Source organism: Daejeonella sp. (assembly GCF_030695525.1).
Lineage (GTDB): Bacteria > Bacteroidota > Bacteroidia > Sphingobacteriales > Sphingobacteriaceae > Daejeonella.
This window is the reverse complement of sequence record NZ_JAUYSS010000008.1, coordinates 22830-40708: the sequence shown is the minus strand read 5'-3', so window position 1 is coordinate 40708 and position 17879 is coordinate 22830. Positions and strand designations below refer to the sequence as shown.

The following is a 17879-nucleotide window of genomic DNA, read 5'->3' as shown; positions in this document are numbered from 1 at the left end:
CCAATGAGCATGTACTTAAAATTAATTCAGTGCTTTAGGTTAGAGATCCTTCACTGCGTTTAGGATGACGGCAGGCCGGGATGAAAGTTTGTGCCGAAACATAAGAGCTCAGCCCAAGGCTGATGACAAGCCTACCTCCCCTTCCCAAAATGATAATCAGCAAACCTTATAAACTGCGTCCAGTCGTACACAGTCATATCATGTTTTCCTTCCCGGTTATGATAGGCCAGAGGAGATTCAATAACAGGGGTATTCAAGCCCGGAGGAACCTCCGGTAATTTTGATTTTAAACCATACAAACTATAAACACCTTCCGCGTTTTTCAGGGACAGAAAAGTGCCTGTAGGATCAGCCCAGAGATCTTCGGAAGCATTCGTTGCATAAACAGGGCGGGGAGCGATTAGAGAGATGAGCATATGCTGATCAACAGGCAAAAGCTCTTCATGATCATTGTATTTTTTATAATTGGTGTTGAACCAATGAGGGAATGAAGTATTGATCCTTCTTACCCTTTCTCCAAATTGTCTGCGGGCAAGTGCCGCTCCTGTACTTCCAGAGCAGTTTGTAATACACATTGCAAAACGCTGATCCTGTGCTGCTGCCCATAAAGAGGCCTTCCCGCCTCGTGAATGTCCGGTAAGTGCAACCCTCTTTTTATCGATTTGTGAATCCGTTTCAAAATAATCCATCACCCGGCTGGCTCCCCATCCCCAGGCGCCGATGGCACGCATGCCATTATCAGCCTTTAATTGTTCGGGGTATAATTGCATTACCCCATTTATAAATTCATCCTTATTATCCGGTGCAAGATCACTCACATGAAAAGCTGCAATGGCATAACCTGCATCAATCACTACTTCTGCAGGCCAGAATTCGCTTATTATCTTTCGGCTGGGGTCGGTATTCTCCTTGCCCCGATTGTTGATCAGTAAAAATGCAGGAGCCGGCTTTGAAGCATTATTGGGAGTAAAAAGCACAAGATTGATTTTTACACTTTTATTTTTGTTAAACACCTCAATCAGAACTTCTTTGCGGTGCGCTTTGCCATTCATACTGCTTTTATCCTCGCTAAGGACAGAAAACCGGATATCTTCAAAAGACTTAGGGACCTGTCCGTAAATATTATCTTCGAATAAAGTCAGCACTTCAGGTCTTCTTATCTTTTCCCAAGTCCTCTTATTTTTTATAGTATTATTATCACTTGCTTTAAGAACATCCGGTAGGGTATATGCTGGTACTTTGGACTCGTCATAGTTTGATTCTTCATGATTTTGAGCATGAAGCTGAAGGCAAATGATCAGGCTAAGGCAGGTTAATAGATATGCTTTCATGAGATGTGTTTATTGAGGCTGTCCGGAATGATAAATATGATTCTAAATATAGGTTTTTATCATCGAACGGGAACTTAATGTATTACCGTCAATCCAGACAAGCGATTACAATAGTTTTCTATTCAAAAATTTTGCCGCGAGGAGGGATCTGTTAAAAAGAACTGTAAATACTAACTATGCTCATAGGTTCGAGATTCCTCTCTGCGTTCGGAATGACGGATACATTGTCATGCCGAAGATTTGTTCTTTTGTTTTTCTCCAATTCTTATTTAATTCTATAAATTCGAAAACGTAAAAATTTCAGAATGGCAAATATCATAACAGGAGATAAAGAATTTTTCAATGGCATAGGCCAGATAAAATATGAAGGGCCAGAATCCAATAATCCATTGGCATTTCGCTGGTATGATGAAAACAGGATTATTGCCGGGAAAACAATGAAGGAAACCCTGCGTTTTGCCTGTGCCTACTGGCATTCATTTGTTGGAAATGGATCAGATCCTTTCGGAGAGCCAACCCATATTTTTCAATGGGATACCAAAAGTGATGCGCTTGAACGTGCAAAAGATAAAATGGATGCGGCCTTTGAGTTTATTACCAAGATGAATCTGCCATATTACTGTTTTCATGATGTGGATGTGGTAGATTATGGCAAGGATGTTTTAGAAAATGAGCGCCGACTGCAGGCAATTACTGCTTATGCAAAAGAAAAACAAAAGGCCAGCGGAGTGAAATTGCTCTGGGGCACTGCCAACCTTTTCTCTCATCGCCGTTATATGAACGGAGCCTCGACTAATCCTGATTTTCATGTCCTCACCCATGCCGGGGCACAGGTAAAGGCAGCGCTGGATGCCACTATTGCCCTCAATGGTGAGAATTACGTGTTCTGGGGTGGGCGTGAGGGATATATGAGTCTGCTGAATACCGATATGAAACGTGAGCAGGAGCATCTCGCTAAATTTCTGCACATGGCAAGGGATTATGCGCGTAAAAATGGATTTAAAGGTACTTTCTTCATTGAACCAAAACCCTGTGAGCCAAGTAAACATCAGTATGATTACGATGCCGCTACTGTAATCAGTTTCCTCCGTCAGTATGATCTGATGGATGATTTTAAACTGAATATTGAGGTTAACCATGCAACATTGGCAGGACATACTTTTCAGCATGAACTGCAGGTGAGTGCCGATGCGGGCTTGCTTGGATCGATCGATGCGAACCGGGGTGATTATCAAAATGGATGGGATACCGACCAGTTCCCAAATAATATTAATGAACTGACAGAAGCGATGCTGGTAATCATTGAAGCCGGAGGTTTTGGTGGCGGAGGTATTAATTTTGATGCCAAGATCCGCAGAAATTCAACTGATCCTGCCGATTTATTTTATGCTCACATCGGCGGTATGGACACTTTTGCCCGTGCCCTGATTGCTGCTGATAATATTTTAAAGCACTCGGATTATAAAAAGATCCGCCAGGATCGTTATGCCTCTTTTGATTCGGGGAAAGGCAAAGATTTTGAAGCAGGAAAGCTGACACTTGAAGATCTGAGAAACCTTGCTCTTGAGATGGGTGAACCGGAAGTTAGGAGTGGAAAGCAGGAGTATCTGGAGAACCTGGTGAACAGGTATATTTAAGAAGGGGCAGATTACCAAAATGAGCCAGATCCCTTTCCAAACAATCAACTGGTCAGCTATTGAAAAAACCGAGCACCAGGGTGAAAGCGGGACCGCTTATTGGCAGACCATTCAGTTTCCCGGACTTCGGATTCGCTTAGTTGAGTATTCAAAAGGTTATCTGGCAGACCATTGGTGTCAGAAAGGGCATATAGTTCATTGCCTGGAAGGAGTGTTTGTCTCTGAGCTAAATACCGGTGAACTCGTTAAACTCGAAAAAGGGGGCACTTATGTAGTTTCGGATGAATTGAGTTCGCATCGTTCTGTTACTGAGAATGGTGTTAAACTGCTTATCGTGGATGGTGATTTTTTGAAAACTGATTAATTTCGGCAGATGGCATGCACTCTCATGATTATAATTCTTACCGATAACTAATTAGTACCATCCTTTAAACACTTATTTTTCGTCTTTTTCTTTTTTAATAGAAGCTTTATTAAGGAAATAGTTTGTTTCCTTAATAAGAAACTTTTATCTTTGAATAATAATTTACAGAAGCCAAAGTTTCGTGTTGAATTTTTGGAAGAGGCGGCTGAATTTCTCGAACTTCTGGATGAGAAAATCAGGGTCAAAATCATTTACAATATCACAAAAGCTCGATATTCATATGATAGGGAGCTCTTTAAAAAGCTAAACGATGAGGTCTGGGAGTTTAGAACTCTTTACAAGAATATACAATACCGGCTTTTTGCATTTTGGGACAAGCGTATGAGTGCAGAAACTCTCATTATTTGTACCCATGGAATTATTAAAAAATCACAAAAAACGCCTCAGGCTGATCTGATTAAAGCAGAAAGTTTGAGAAAACTATATTTTTCACTCAATACACCCAAAAATGAGTAATCAAGGCTTGAAAACTTTTTCTCTCGAGGAAATCACTGATAAACATATCGGTCAAGCGGGAACACCCAGGCGCGAAGCTTTTGAAAATGAATTGCGTCTCGACCTTTTAGGAGAAGCGATAAAACAGGCACGATTAGATCGTAAATTAACACAAGAAGAGTTGGGCAAGCTGGTCGGGGTACAAAAAGCTCAAATCTCCAAACTTGAAAACAGTCTGACTGATGCCCGGGTAGAGACAATCTTGAAAGTTTTCAAAGCACTAAATGCGAAGATTTGCTTTAGTGTGGAAATGAAAAATTAGTGAGTCTGGAAACCCTTGAGCACCCTAAACCTCATCCACAACACCCCATTAATCTTCCTCGACAAGATCAGCGCTGCTTTGCCCGGAAAGATCTATGCCAAGGCAGAGCATTTACAGCCGGGAGGAAGTGTAAAAGACCGGGCAGCTTATCAGATTATTCTGGATGCCTATGAGAATGGGAGTTTGAAAAGAGGGCAAACTGTTGTGGAAATGACCAGCGGGAATATGGGTGCCGGTCTGGCTTTGGTTTGCAGGCAGTTTGGAAATCCATTTATTGCTGTGATGTCGGAAGGGAACAGTCCCGAACGCAGAAAGATCCTGAGTGCTTTTGGAGCAGAGATCGTTCTGACCAAACAGGTTGATGGTAGTCCCGGAATGGTAACCGGTGCTGATATTGCCCTGGCTGTCGATGTTGCAAAAGATATTGCTCATAACAGGAATGCATTCTATGCAGATCAGTTCAATAATCCATCCTGTATTAGAGCACATTTTAATCATACCGGACCTGAAATTCTGCGGGATTTACCTGATGCTGATGTTTTTATCGCATCTGTTGGTAGTGGTGGGACATTCGTCGGGACTTCGAAATACCTGAAATCAGTCAATCCAGACATCAAATGCATTGCTGTTGAACCAGAGAAGGCAGCGATCCTGAAGACAGGAAAAGTTGATGATCCAAAGCATATTATTCAGGGTACTGCCTACGGACTGATACCGCCGCATTGGGATGAGGCATTGGCAGATGATTTTATTACAGTAAGTGATGAGGAGGTAAGGGATATGAAAAAGAGATTATCCTCAGATCAGGGTTTATATGTGGGTTATTCAGCAGCAGCGAATGCAATTGCGGCTCAGAAGTATTTGTTGGCAAAGGAACTAGCGCTGAATGTTGTCACCGTGCTTTGTGATTCGGGTTATAAATACAGTGATTAGATTGGTTTAATTAACTCTATATTTAATAAGATTAATATCCTTGCCTTAATCTCAATAAACAATGTTTCAGTATTTTTACGAAGCTACGTCCCAATTCTGCAGCTTTACTCCAGATGAGAAGCAAATAATAGAAAGTCATTTTACTTATCGCCAGGTTCCCAGAAAGTTTAAACTTAGTGAAGAGGGGAAAATTGCCAGGGAGCTTTATTTTATTAATAAAGGCCTACTCCGCTTGTTTTATACAAAAGACGGATCAGATATAACTGCCTACATTTTTAAAGAAAAACTGTTTGCAAGTTGTTATGACAGCTTTTTAAAGCAAAGTCCAGGTATACAGACACTTGAAACACTCGAAGATTCTGACCTTTTGGTAATTAATTATCAGGATTTGAATAAATTATACGAGCGAATTCTAAAGATGAATATCCTGGCAAGAAAGGTTGCGGAACAGCGATTCATAAATGCACAACAAATCCTCTCTTCTTATATCTTGGATAGTCCTGAAGAGAGGTACAGGAAATTTGAAAAACAACATGGCGATCTCCTCCTTAGAGTGCCTCATTATATTATTGCCTCATTTTTAGGTATTACACCAGTTTCCCTGAGTCGGATTCGGAAAAGGTTGTTGAGAGAGTAGTTTTTCTTTACAAATGTTAATGAGATTGTCCCGGAGCCCCAATTACCTTTGTTTCATTAAATTAAATCTAAAATGAACAAAAGCATCAGAACAGAAATTATCATTAATGCGACCTCTGAAACGGTATGGAGCATATTAACTGATTTTGGATCTTATCAGGATTGGAATCCATTTATCGTAGGTATAAGTGGAAAATTGGAAAAAGGCAGCAGACTAAAAAATACCTTAAAGAATGGGGATAAGATATTCGTTTTCAAGCCGGTAATTGTTGAACTGGATTCCGGGAAGTCCTTTGCCTGGTTGGGAAGTCTGTTTTTCAAAGGGTTATTTGATGGCCGGCACTATTTCCAGATTGAAGAGTTAGCGCAAGGGCAGGTAAAACTCATTCATGCTGAGGATTTTTCAGGAATATTAAGTTCAGCAATTCTAAAGAAGATCGGGGAGGATACAAGGGCTAATTTTATTGCAATGAACCAGGCGCTTAAGCAGAAAGCGGAAGAAATAACAAAATAATATGATATGGAAGCAGTACAATTAAGGGTTGCCAGACCAACAAATAACCTGGAAGCAGTAATCAGGTTTTATACTGAGGGATTGGGGTTTGAAGTAATAGGAAGTTTTACGGGACACGAGGGCTATGATGGTGCAATGCTGGGTATGCCGGGCAGTAGTTATCATTTGGAATTCACGCAGCATATCAATAAGGCTTCTTTGCCCAATCCATCAAATGAAAACCTTCTGGTTTTTTATTATGATGATCATAATAAGTATATAAGGGCGGTAGAAAGATTTGTCAATCTTAATGTTCTGCCTGTACCGCCAGAAAATCCGTATTGGATTGGTAAGAGTCAAACATTTGAAGATCCGGATAACTGGCGGATAGTTTTATTTGACGGTATTTACATTTCTGATTAAATATTCTTAAAATCAACTTTGATTACCCGGATAGGAATGAAACCTAAAAAATACCCTGAACCACAGATCAGAGATATGTCTGAAAGAAAACTAATTGGTGTCCATAGGATGATGTCTTTAACAAATAACCTTACCGGAATGTTGTGGGCTACTTTCATGCCTCGCAGAAAAGAGATTTTCAGTATTAAGACTCCTGATTTATACTCTATGCAGGTCTACCCCACAGATTATTTCCTGAACTTTAATCCAGCAACAACATTTGAAAAATGGGCTGCTGTAGAAGTCCGGGATTTTGAAAATGTTCCTGTTGGGATGGAAACATTCAATTTGAATGCCGGTTTGTATGCCGTTTTTAATTATAATGGTCCAGGTACTGACCCGGGTATTTTTCAATACATCTTCTCAGAATGGATACCGCAATCTGAATATCAGTTGGATACCAGACCTCATTTCGAATTATTGGGCGATAAGTACAAAAATGAAGATCCTGAATCTGAAGAAGAGATCTGGATTCCCGTGAAAATAATATAGCCCTTAGATCAGATCTGTTTTTGAAGTATTTTGATTAAATAGATTTTTCTATAATTCTGGATTGCAAATCCAGATTATCTGGGTATTCGACATGCCCTTCGGAACATGTCGAACAGCTAAACTGCACATTCATATTATCTGTAAGCACTGAATTTAATTATCAATTCTCCACTCTCCATTCTCAACTAATTCTCGTTCCCTCCTCAATCTCTACCTCATAAACCAGCATTTCAGTTCCTGTTTTGGATAAGTAAGCATCAGAAACTTTTTTGATCAGACCCCTAATTGCTTCTGACTTTACCAGATTGATCGTACAACCTCCGAAACCTCCACCCATCATCCGGGCTCCAATCACATCGGGATTGTCCTTGACCAGATCAACCAGCAGATCGAGTTCACTGCAGCTAACTTCATAAAGATCCTTTAAGCCGGCATGGGTTTGAAACATCCGTTTGCCAAAGCTGATCAGATCATCCTTTTCGAGATCTTCGCATCCGTTCAAAAGTCGTTTGATCTCTGAAACTACATAGGTACATCTGCGATAAACAGTTTCATCAACAGTTTTTACATAAGAATCAAGCATCACCTGATTAGCATCCCTCAGACTTTTAACTTCGGGGTGGTATTCTTGTACAAGGCTCACTCCTTTTTCGCATTGCTCCCGGCGTTGATTATACGCCGAATCTGCCAGAGAATGTTTTACTCTCGTATCAAACAGCAAAATTTTAATGTCTTTAGCATGGAATGGCACATAAACATATTCCAAACTCCGGCAATCCAGCCGGATCAGATGCTCTTTTTTGCCAAAAATACTCGCAAACTGATCCATGATGCCACATTTTACCCCCACAAATTCATTTTCTGCTGCTTGTCCGATTTTTACCAGATCGATTTTTTCATAATCAAGTCCGAAGAGTTCATTCAATGCATAGGCCATAGCACATTCCAGGGCTGCAGAGGATGATAATCCTGCACCGGCTGGTATATCTCCGCCAAACACCAGATTAAAGCCATGCTTTAAAGAATGTGATTTTTTAATTTGATCAACGACTCCCAGAATATAATCCGGCCATAATTTACCTGATGGAGTGATATCATGTATATTACTGCGGTAATTGTCATCATAATCAAGCGAGTACATGTTTATCATATTGTCATCCCGTTTCTGTATACCCAACCAGATTGCTTTATTGATTGCTGCAGGCAATACGAAACCCATATTATAATCGAGATGCTCTCCAATCAGGTTAATCCTGCCCGGCGAACGGATGATCAGGGCCTCCTGCTCAAATAGTTCTTTGAATTTATTTCGGATGCTTTTTGGATAATCTCTGATTGGGTCATTCATTTTTATCATTCTTAATTTCCCTGTCCCGGATTTAATCCGGGATGGGATTATTTTTTGAGCCTATTGAAAATACTGAAATTCATGTCACATCCAATAATAAAGGAAATTATCCTTTAATAAGTACTAATTTTGCAGGATTAACGTTTTTTAGCACATGAGAATTTTCAAATACATTATATATTTTACAATACTTCTTGTTTGTCCGCTGATCAGTTTTGCCCAGCAGGCTTCCTACTTCATAAATGGCACGGTCTCTAACCCGGAGATCAAAAGCCTCTATTTCACTGAAAGTTCCTTTTTCAGCAATGTGAAGCCGAAGGTTCAAAAAGTAGATGTTATTGACGGTAAATTCAGCATAAAAGGAGCTTTCAACGAGCCTGTTCCCGTTTTTCTTTCAATAGATCAGGATTATAAAAAGGACCCGGCTAAATCAAAGCAGTTCATTCTTGACAATGGTAGTATCTCTGTTCTGATCAAAGGAGGACTTAATGATGCGCTTGTAAGCGGTTCAAAAGCACAGGATGATATGGAACGATTAAGTTCTGGACAGGTGCCTTATTTTGAAAAGTTAAACCAAATTGGAAATGAGGCTGAACTGAAATCGCAGGCGGGAATTTCTCCTGATTCTATAGCCGCCCTGTATCGGATTCCATTCAGGAATGCTAACAGGGAATTAATAGAGTTTCAGCGTTCTTTTGTAAAAGAGAATCCCTCAGCTTTCGCATCGATCTTACTGATTCCGAGTATCGCCGGCAGCAAATTTAATTTCTTTGAAGCCGATAGCCTGCTGAGTAGTCTTAGTTCAGGAATACAAAGCAGTTCAACTGCCAAACTGGTAAAGGATTATATCGATTCTGAAAAGAAAACCTCAGTGGGCGCATTTGCTCCAGAATTCGCATTATCCGATACTTCCGGCAAAGCGATTCCGCTATCTTCATTAAAAGGCAAATATGTTTTGCTTGATTTCTGGGCGGCATGGTGCGCGCCTTGCCGTCAGGAAAACCCGAATGTTGTGAATGCACACAGGCAATTTAAGAATCAAGGATTTACCGTTTTCGGGGTTTCCCTCGACAGGGATAAAAAGAGCTGGCTTGCTGCGATCCGTGAAGATAATCTGAACTGGCAACATGTTTCTGACCTGAAATATTGGGGAAGTGAAGCGGCAACATTGTACCGAATTAGCAGTATTCCCAGAAATTTCCTTCTTGACCCCAATGGAAAAATCATTGGGCGGGATCTTCGCGGACCTGATCTTTTAGATAAATTAAATGAACTATTTCCTAATAAGAAATAAATTTTCTAATTAGTTAATTTTTACCAATAAAGAGTTAAAAATTAAAAAACTACAACAGGTCAGCGCCGATATCAGGACGATAATACCTGCCATCAAAATAGATCCTTCCTGCATCAGCAGTAGCGTTTTGAACTGCATCAAAAAGATTATCCTGTAATGAAGTGATGGCGATTACCCTGCCACCATTGGTCTTTACAACACCGTTTTCGAGTTCTGTTCCGGCATGGTATGCAACGGAGTTTCTCAGGTTTTCTATGCCTGAAAGAGTTTTTCCTTTTAGGTACTCTCCCGGATATCCCCCCGAAACAATCATTATCGTTGCGGCAAATTTTTGGGAAATTATTAATTCTTTTTCAGAAAGATTTTCTTCAGCCACACCCAGGAACAACTCAATAAGATCGCTTTCAATTCTCGGAATTACGCTCTCAGTTTCGGGATCACCCATACGAACATTGTACTCGATCACAAAAGGCTCTTTGCCATCAGAAGAACTTGCAGCCATCAAGCCAATAAATATGAATCCTTTGTAAGGGATATTATCTTTTTTTAATCCTTCAATCGTTGGGATGATGACCCGCTCTTCTACCTTGCGCATAAATGCAGCATCAGCAAAAGGAACGGGAGAAACCGAACCCATGCCGCCCGTATTTAATCCGGTATCGCCTTCACCAATCCGTTTATAATCCTTGGCTTCAGGCAGAATTTTATAAGATATACCATCCGTTAAAACAAAAACAGACAGCTCTATGCCTGTTAAAAATTCTTCAATGACCACTGTGCTGCTGGCTTCCCCGAATTTTGCATCAGCAAGCATAGCCTTTAATTCAGTTTTTGCATCTTCCAGAGTTTCACAGATCAGAACCCCTTTGCCGGCAGCTAAGCCATCAGCTTTTAAAACGATCGGAAGTTTCTGGGTTTCAAGATATTTTAAACCATCTTCAAGACTAGCTTTTGTGAATGATTTGAATTTAGCAGTTGGAATGCCATGTTTAATCATAAACTGCTTTGAAAAATCCTTGCTCCCTTCTAGCTGAGCACCCTCTTTCTGCGGACCGATAACCGGAATATGCGATAAATCGCTACGCTCGAGAAAAAAATCATGAATTCCTTTTACTAATGGCTCTTCAGGACCCACTACAAGCATCTCAACATTGTTTTTCAGAACAAAAGCAGCTATACCTTCGAAATCCGTTAATTTCAAATTTATATTCTTACCATAGGCCGATGTGCCCGCATTGCCAGGCGCGATATATAGCTGTGATAAATGCGGGCTTTCTGCCATTTTGGACGCAAAAGCACATTCACGACCACCCGAACCAAGTAAGAGAATATTCATGCTGTAAAGATAGGGCGAATTAGCAAATGAACAAATGTAATTGAACTGCACAAATCAAAAAATCATGTGGGATTCAGTAATATAAATACTAATTTAACTCAGGTAAAATTTCCGGGAAAGATTGATTGCCCTTAGAAAAAAAAGGATTAATTAGAAATGATTCGGAAATTAGATTTTTCTGAAAACTAAAATTATTGATAAATGAATAGAATCCTAAGATTTGAATACTCAGGCCTGATAGTTTTTCTTCTATTATTATATTCCTGTTCGAATGTAAAAAGTCCGGATGCAGGAAATCAGGATTCAATTACCGAATACTATACTCCGGAAGATTTTCAGTCTGTTCGCAAGATTGATGCACATATGCATATCCAAAATTATGCGGATACAGTTTTCATAAATCAGGCTAAAGAAGATAATTTTCGCTTCCTCAATTTGAATGTATTCAAATCAGGCGGTAAACCTATTGAAGAACAGCAGAAATTTTCAGCAAAGATGGTACAGGCATTTCCTGGTCGGAATGCCTGGGCAACTACTTTTTCACTCGACAACTTTAATAAGGATGGATGGCAGGATGAGGCGATAAGTTATATTAAAAAATCAGTTGAAAATGGTGCCGTTGGGGTAAAAGTATGGAAGAATATAGGTTTCTTTCTCAAGGATAAAAATGGTCAGCTGGTCATGATAGACCATCCCCGCTTTGATCCTGTACTAGACTACCTGGCAAAGAACCAAATCCCTTTGATCGGACATCTCGGAGAACATAGAAACTCCTGGTTGCCATTGGAAAAGATGACAGTTAATGGAAACCGGGATTACGCCCGCGCACATCCCGAAGAGCATATGTATTTACATCCTGAGCGACCTTCGTACGATGATTATATTAATGCAAGGGATAGGATGCTCGAAAAACATCCCGACCTGGTATTTATAGGAGCGCATTTGGGGAGTTTGGAGTGGAGTGTAGATGAACTGGCAAAGCGTCTGGATAAATATCCTAACATGAGTGTTGATATGGCAGAACGGGTTTCACATTTGCAGTATCAGACTTTAACCGAATGGCAAAAGGTGCATGATTTTTTTATTAAGTATCAGGACAGACTTGTTTATGGTACTGATTTAAGAAGTTCGGCAATGGATATAGTTAACAATGGTATAAAAGATCCTGCAGGAATAAAAAAACATGCTCAAGAGGTATGGATGCGCCATTGGAAGTTTTTTACGAGCGATCAAATAATGCGTGTCCCAAAGGTAGAAGGTGAATTCAAGGGGCTAAAATTGCCGCGGCAAGTCGTAGACAAAATATACCGGACAAATGCTGAAAAGTTGTTTCCGGTGTTTTTGAATAGCATTAGCTCTGATTGACTCATCTAAAATATTTACAAGATCTAAGAATCCAAAATGATATGAAAAGACTGATATTTTTTTGTTTACTATTTGCAATCGGGTGGACCTATGCTTTTTCTGCCAGCCTGTTTAATTCCAAAAATATTTATAGAACTATTGATTTAGTTGCCGACAGTCTGCCTGATGTGTTAACAAAAAACCATGCTGATTTTCTCGAAAGCAAGTTGAGGAATGAAGCTATTATTAAGTTTGGAACGCATCAGTTACCCGATAGTCCTCAGGATTGGGAAAAATACCGGGCCAATCTAAGGAAAACAATCATTCAAAAAACCGGTCTTATTGTGAATCATAAGCTCCCTTTAGATATAAAGGAAACCGGTTCAATTCAGATGAAGGGTTATAAGATTAAGAATATAGCATTTCAAACCCGCCCCGGAGTTTATGCGACAGCTAATCTGTATATTCCTGATGGCAAAGGCCCATTCCCGGCGGTGATCAGTATGCCCGGACATTGGAGGAAAGCTAAATTTGATCCGGAGGGGCCGCAGCAATTGGGTCATAGTCTGGCGCTTGATGGCTATGTATGCCTGAGTATTGATCCATGGGGTTCGGGGGAAAGGACATCGGTACATGGTGCATTTGACTATCATGGAGCCAGTCTTGGAGCTTCACTTTTAAATGTTGGGGAATCTCTTGCAGGATTACAGATTTCCGATAATATCAGGGGAGTCGATTTACTGAGCTCATTGCCTTTTGTCGACCCAGAGAATATCGGCGCAACGGGTGCAAGTGGTGGCGGGAATCAAACGATGTGGCTCGCTGCAATGGATGAACGCATTAAAGCGGCTGTGCCGGTAGTGAGTGTTGGAACTTTTGAATCGTATGTGATGCGGTCAAATTGTATCTGTGAATTACTGCCTGATGGATTAACTTTTACTGAAGAAGCTGGAATTATAGCCCTGGTGGCCCCACGGGCTATTATGATGTGTAATCACAAACAAGATTCTGCACCTGCTTTTTTACCATTTGAAATGCAGCGTACGGTTCGTAATGCCAGTCCGGTTTTTAAAATGTTAGGAGTGGAGAAGAATATTTCTTATCAGATATTCGATAAAACCCATGGTTATTGGCCTGAGAACCGGGAAGCAATGCTGGGATGGTTTGATCTTCACCTGAAGGGAATTGGAACGGGTATGCCTAAAAAAGAATCAGGTTTTGAGCTGTTACCGGAGGATAAATTACTCGTTTACCCAATTGGTAAACGTGATCCGGGAGTACAAACAACTGCAGATTTTTGTGAGAAACGTGGAAAGGAATTAAGAACTGCCTTTCTGAATAAAAGCAATTTGAATGTTCTTGAAAAGCAAAAAGAACTTCGTAATGTATTGAGGATTAATGACCAATCAGAACTAAAAAAAGTACACCAGTTTGAAAGGCTTGGGGGTTGGGACCGGTTTGCCTTAGAAAGCTCTGATAGTAAACTGATTCCAATCCTGCACCTGGCACCTGCAGACCCAAAACTTGGATATATGATCATCAGCAATACCTCAGGAAAAAAGGGAATTTCAAGCGAATTAATCAGTGAATTAAAGAGTAGGGGGCAGGGAATAGTAATTGTCGAATTATCCGGTACCGGTGAGACCACTTCCACCAAGGAGATTGCTAACAATAAAAGCATGGTTTTACACACCTTATCGCGATCTGAATTATGGCTTGGCAAAACTATTTTGGGCGAATGGGTAAAGGAACTGAATGTGGTATCTGACTTCCTTAAGTCAAACTATAAGTCTCAGAAGTTGAGTATTGATGGTAATAAGGAAGCCGGACTGGCAGCTTTATTCCTTGCTGCTACAGGTGGAAATGTTGATGATCTAATTTTAAGGGATGCACCACTAAGCTATCAGTTTGATAATAGCGGTTCTCTTGATTTTTTCAGTATGGCAATCCACCTTCCGGGATTTCTGAACTGGGGGGATGTGTCACTGGCTGCAGCACTTAGTGGTAAACGGATCACAATTTTGAATCCCGTTACCATGTCGGGGCAGAAGATTAATGGCAACAGTCTGAATGAATACAGGGCGGAGTTCGCAAAAATGCGCACGGGTCTCAAAAAGCAGGGAGAAACAGTATTTAACTAAAAAACAGTATTCTATTATGAAAAACAATCGCAGGGATTTTTTAAAGCTGACCGGCATGGCAGGGCTTACCGTAGCCGGAACAGGTGTATTGAATGGTATTGCTTCAGAACCTGAAAATAATCGGGCTGAACAGGAACATTCAGCTCGTATCCAGCATTTTAATATGTCGGGCTATGCCGCACCTAAGCTCGATGTGGTCAGAATTGGTTTTATTGGTTTAGGCAACAGAGGTCCGGCGCATCTTGGCCAGGTGAGTATTCTTGAAGGGGTTGATATAAAGGCACTGTGTGATTTGCGTCAGGACAGGTTGGATTCATCAATGAAAAGGATTGAAAAGACCAATTTCAAACCCGACATGTATACCGGCAAAGAGGATTGGAAAAAGGTCTGTGAACGTAAAGATATCGACCTGATTTTTATTGCTACCCCATGGCATTTGCATACTCCTATGGCGGTTTATGCGATGAATCAGGGAAAACATGTTTGTATAGAAGTGCCGGCCGCAAAAACAGTGGAAGAGTGCTGGCAATTGGTTGAAACCTCCGAAAGAACCAAAAAGCATTGCATGATGATGGAAAATGCCTGTTACGGTTTTTATGAACTTTTGATGTTAAACCTCGCTCGGGAAGGATTTTTTGGGGAGATTATTCATGGAGAGGGTGCCTATATTCATCATTTGCTCTATGGTCATTTTTCAAAAGATAAGTATTATGATCTATGGCGTTTAAAGGAGAATATCGGCCGAACCGGTAATCTGTATCCAACCCATGGTCTGGGACCGATTGCTCAGGTAATGAATATTAATCGGGGAGATAAATTCGAGTACCTGGTGTCAGTTTCAGGTAATGATTTTATGATGAATGACCTGGCGAAAAAGATGGCAGCTAAAGATGATTTTTATAAGCAATTTGTCGATAAGCCTTTCAGAGGCAGTATGAATACCACCACTATTCGCACAAATATGGGACGCACCATTATGCTGCAGCATGATGTTACATCACCCCGTCCTAAATCTGACGGATTGGTAATCAGCGGAACTAAAGCTACAGCTATCCAGTTTCCTGTAGAAAAAATTTCTGTCGCGAGGGAAGCAACACCTGAAACCTGGAGAGGATCTGATGCCCAAACCTGGATAACAGATGATGAATTTAAGGCCTTGCAAAAGAAGTATGAGCCTAATATTGTAAAGAAGCTGGGTGAAATTGCGAAGCAGGTCGGTGCTCATGGTGGCGGTGATTTTTTAATGGATTGGCGTACAATGGATTGTCTTCGGAATGGTCTTCCGCTTGATCAGGACGTATATGATGCGGCATTATGGAGTGCCATCGGGCCTTTGACCGAATGGTCGGTTGCAAACCAAATGACTGTTAAAATCCCTGATTTCACAGCCGGTTCCTGGAAAACGAACAAGCCAATGGATATTGCGATAGCGAATGGCGGAAATACCAAAGTGATCAGGTAATAATATAAATTACCTCCCCCTTTAATTCCCCCTCTCCGAAGGAGTCCTTTGGACAGGCGGGGGATACGGGACGCCTAGATACACTGCTATCAGAAAAAATTTTCCTCTTTATTCAAATTCCTTAGGCACCATGCTTTCCCCCTTTGGAGGGTAACTACATACGAGTTGGGATAAAAGCAATGGCCACTAAACACTGGTTATACCGAAATAAATAGCTAATAATCCTACAACAACGCCGATTATGACCTTAACAATATTTTCAGAAATTAATTTTAATATACCTACCATTATACTTTGTTTACTTTGTATACTAGCAGGCATAGTGATAGGCGAGTTTAAAGCATTTGTGGACAAATCAGAATGATTCATGGTTGAATTTGAGATATTATGCCCAATGTGAATACTTGTAATACTTGAATGATCCTGCCATTCACGCCAGCTTTTCCCTGATTCAACTATTTGCCAACCCTTTTTAGTTAGCCGCCAAGTAGTTCTTTTTTGATGTTCAATTATACCCTCAGACTTCAATCTATTTACATCAGCTACATCAAATACATCGCTTTTATTGAAAGGGTATATTCCACCATACTTTACAAATTCCTTAATGATATTGTCTACGCCATCCATACTTAAACATACCAACTATCAGCCAAATAAAAAAGCCACTTGTTACAGTGGTTTTTTCTTTGAGTTCAAAAAGAATGCTTTAACTAATTCGCCAAGTGTCCCGTGCTGGTGCGCGCGCAATTTCATTAAGTTAAACTATTTACATATAAAATCTGATTAGCATGTTAATTTCTTCTTTTAATGTTTTCAACTATCAATTTCAATCTCTGGGATATATTACCCGCTCATGGCCGCGGGGCCTAGTCCTTTTCCTGCAGCAGAAAAGGACCAAAATGCCGCCGCTGCGCCTGATGCTTTGAAGGGTTCTGCTTAGGCCTGGACAATCGTTGCCGCACCAGCCAATGCGGAAGAAAGCTTATTAATGGGGGCTGCTAGCGTGGCGTTTAAAAAAAATATTGAGATTAATTATCAGGATCCTAGGCGTATCGCCTTGCAATAACATTCATATACTTTTTTGCGGCATTGGACAGGGCGGTAAATTCAAAATTGCCGTAGCACTGACATCCATAGCCCTGTACGCAGCCGTTGATAGATGAACATTCATAAACCTTTAACGTTAATCTTAGTAATCTTCGAATCTCGATAATGAGTAATTAATCTAAAATGAACCAGGATTTCCCGTGCGTGGGGAGGACAAAACGGCGGGCCGGGTGTATGGCCTCTAGTAGTGGGAGCTTCGTTTTGTCTTGATTTTTTGGTTACTTTTTCATCAAGGAAAAAGTGATTAGCCTCCGCGGCTATGAGCGGTATAAAATTTGAAATCAAACGGAATTATAAAAATCCTGAATATATATTAAAAACTGTATATCAAATAATTAAGACACTAACTTAATGACATTGCGCGTGCGCCAGCAGGGCATTTCTTTATTTAATTTCTGGAAGTGTAGCAGCAGTGCCGGGCTGTCTGACCCGATGAAAAACAGCCCCGGGTAAAATAAACCTTGCCGGAGGAAGTATCTTCCGGCTAATGGTAATTTCCCTGTGGTTGGTGTTATCACTGTGTTATCACCGAACAATGATATAATCGTGCCTGGTACGGTGAGAACACCGACCAGAGGAGAAATAGAACGTGATTTCTTGCCGGAAATACTCCGCAGGAAAGGGCTGAACTAGCCTATAACACACAGGTATTGGTTTCAAAATCAATTATTGTGGCTCCAAA

Annotated in this window: 17 protein-coding genes; 13 read left to right on the top strand and 4 right to left on the bottom strand. The window is 40.6% G+C overall.

The annotated features are described in order from the left end of the window. Nucleotides 1–131 precede the first annotated feature (131 nt). Complete coding sequence (locus Q8S11_RS00710) at nucleotides 132–1331, bottom strand: prolyl oligopeptidase family serine peptidase (protein ID WP_305660154.1); 1200 nt, start codon at nucleotides 1329–1331, stop codon at nucleotides 132–134. Between the two features lie 305 nt (nucleotides 1332–1636). Here Q8S11_RS00710 and xylA point away from each other — a divergent pair, with 305 nt between their 5' ends. The 9 genes from xylA to Q8S11_RS00665 all read left to right on the top strand — a co-directional run bounded on the left by xylA (nucleotide 1637) and on the right by Q8S11_RS00665 (nucleotide 7165). Beyond that, nucleotides 1637–2968 carry a xylose isomerase gene (gene xylA, locus Q8S11_RS00705; RefSeq protein ID WP_305660153.1) on the top strand — a complete coding sequence of 444 codons (1332 nt, stop codon included), beginning with the start codon at nucleotides 1637–1639 and terminating at the stop codon, nucleotides 2966–2968. A gap of 19 nt (nucleotides 2969–2987) precedes the next feature. Further along, on the top strand, nucleotides 2988–3332 hold the full coding sequence (locus Q8S11_RS00700; protein ID WP_305660152.1) for a DHCW motif cupin fold protein: 345 nt from the start codon (nucleotides 2988–2990) through the stop codon (nucleotides 3330–3332). 150 nt (nucleotides 3333–3482) lie between these two features. Continuing rightward, nucleotides 3483–3848 (top strand): type II toxin-antitoxin system RelE/ParE family toxin, encoded by a 366-nt coding sequence (locus Q8S11_RS00695; RefSeq protein ID WP_305660151.1) that lies wholly within the window; start codon nucleotides 3483–3485, stop codon nucleotides 3846–3848. After that, entirely contained in the window at nucleotides 3841–4149 is a 309-nt protein-coding gene (locus Q8S11_RS00690; RefSeq protein WP_305660150.1) for a helix-turn-helix transcriptional regulator, read from the top strand. Before Q8S11_RS00695 ends, Q8S11_RS00690 begins: the two co-directional genes overlap by 8 nt. Before the next feature lie 15 nt (nucleotides 4150–4164). After that, nucleotides 4165–5082, top strand: a complete 918-nt coding sequence (locus tag Q8S11_RS00685; protein ID WP_305660149.1) for a PLP-dependent cysteine synthase family protein — start codon at nucleotides 4165–4167, stop codon at nucleotides 5080–5082. Between the two features lie 61 nt (nucleotides 5083–5143). Beyond that, entirely contained in the window at nucleotides 5144–5719 is a 576-nt protein-coding gene (locus Q8S11_RS00680; RefSeq protein WP_305660148.1) for a Crp/Fnr family transcriptional regulator, read from the top strand. 72 nt (nucleotides 5720–5791) lie between these two features. Next, on the top strand, nucleotides 5792–6232 hold the full coding sequence (locus Q8S11_RS00675) for an SRPBCC domain-containing protein (protein WP_305660147.1): 441 nt from the start codon (nucleotides 5792–5794) through the stop codon (nucleotides 6230–6232). Nucleotides 6233–6238: 6 nt separating this feature from the next. Then, nucleotides 6239–6634, top strand: coding sequence for a VOC family protein (locus Q8S11_RS00670; protein WP_305660146.1), 396 nt, complete (start codon nucleotides 6239–6241; stop codon nucleotides 6632–6634). Nucleotides 6635–6670: 36 nt separating this feature from the next. Then, nucleotides 6671–7165, top strand: a complete 495-nt coding sequence (locus tag Q8S11_RS00665) for a GyrI-like domain-containing protein (RefSeq protein ID WP_305660145.1) — start codon at nucleotides 6671–6673, stop codon at nucleotides 7163–7165. 181 nt (nucleotides 7166–7346) lie between these two features. Here the strand turns inward: Q8S11_RS00665 and Q8S11_RS00660 are convergent, their stop codons facing one another. Beyond that, complete coding sequence (locus tag Q8S11_RS00660; RefSeq protein WP_305660144.1) at nucleotides 7347–8513, bottom strand: galactokinase; 1167 nt, start codon at nucleotides 8511–8513, stop codon at nucleotides 7347–7349. Nucleotides 8514–8667: 154 nt separating this feature from the next. Here Q8S11_RS00660 and Q8S11_RS00655 point away from each other — a divergent pair, with 154 nt between their 5' ends. Beyond that, complete coding sequence (locus Q8S11_RS00655) at nucleotides 8668–9807, top strand: TlpA disulfide reductase family protein (RefSeq protein WP_305660143.1); 1140 nt, start codon at nucleotides 8668–8670, stop codon at nucleotides 9805–9807. 49 nt (nucleotides 9808–9856) lie between these two features. Here Q8S11_RS00655 and purD read toward each other — a convergent pair whose 3' ends face one another. Then, a complete protein-coding gene (gene purD, locus Q8S11_RS00650; RefSeq protein ID WP_305660142.1) occupies nucleotides 9857–11143 on the bottom strand; it encodes a phosphoribosylamine--glycine ligase in 1287 nt (428 codons plus the stop codon). A 201-nt stretch (nucleotides 11144–11344) separates the two neighbouring features. On the opposite strand from purD, the gene Q8S11_RS00645 reads away from it, so the two are divergent. The 3 genes from Q8S11_RS00645 to Q8S11_RS00635 are packed head-to-tail and all read left to right on the top strand — an operon-like array spanning nucleotide 11345 to nucleotide 16090. Then, nucleotides 11345–12508 (top strand): amidohydrolase family protein, encoded by a 1164-nt coding sequence (locus tag Q8S11_RS00645; protein WP_305660141.1) that lies wholly within the window; start codon nucleotides 11345–11347, stop codon nucleotides 12506–12508. Between the two features lie 41 nt (nucleotides 12509–12549). Beyond that, on the top strand, nucleotides 12550–14628 hold the full coding sequence (locus tag Q8S11_RS00640; RefSeq protein ID WP_305660140.1) for a S9 family peptidase: 2079 nt from the start codon (nucleotides 12550–12552) through the stop codon (nucleotides 14626–14628). 16 nt (nucleotides 14629–14644) lie between these two features. Further along, nucleotides 14645–16090: a Gfo/Idh/MocA family oxidoreductase gene (locus Q8S11_RS00635; protein WP_305660139.1), complete on the top strand. Its 1446-nt coding sequence runs from the start codon at nucleotides 14645–14647 to the stop codon at nucleotides 16088–16090. A 186-nt stretch (nucleotides 16091–16276) separates the two neighbouring features. On the opposite strand, the gene Q8S11_RS00630 is transcribed toward Q8S11_RS00635, so the two are convergent. Next, nucleotides 16277–16717: a hypothetical protein gene (locus Q8S11_RS00630; protein WP_305660138.1), complete on the bottom strand. Its 441-nt coding sequence runs from the start codon at nucleotides 16715–16717 to the stop codon at nucleotides 16277–16279. Between the last annotated feature and the right edge of the window lie 1162 nt (nucleotides 16718–17879).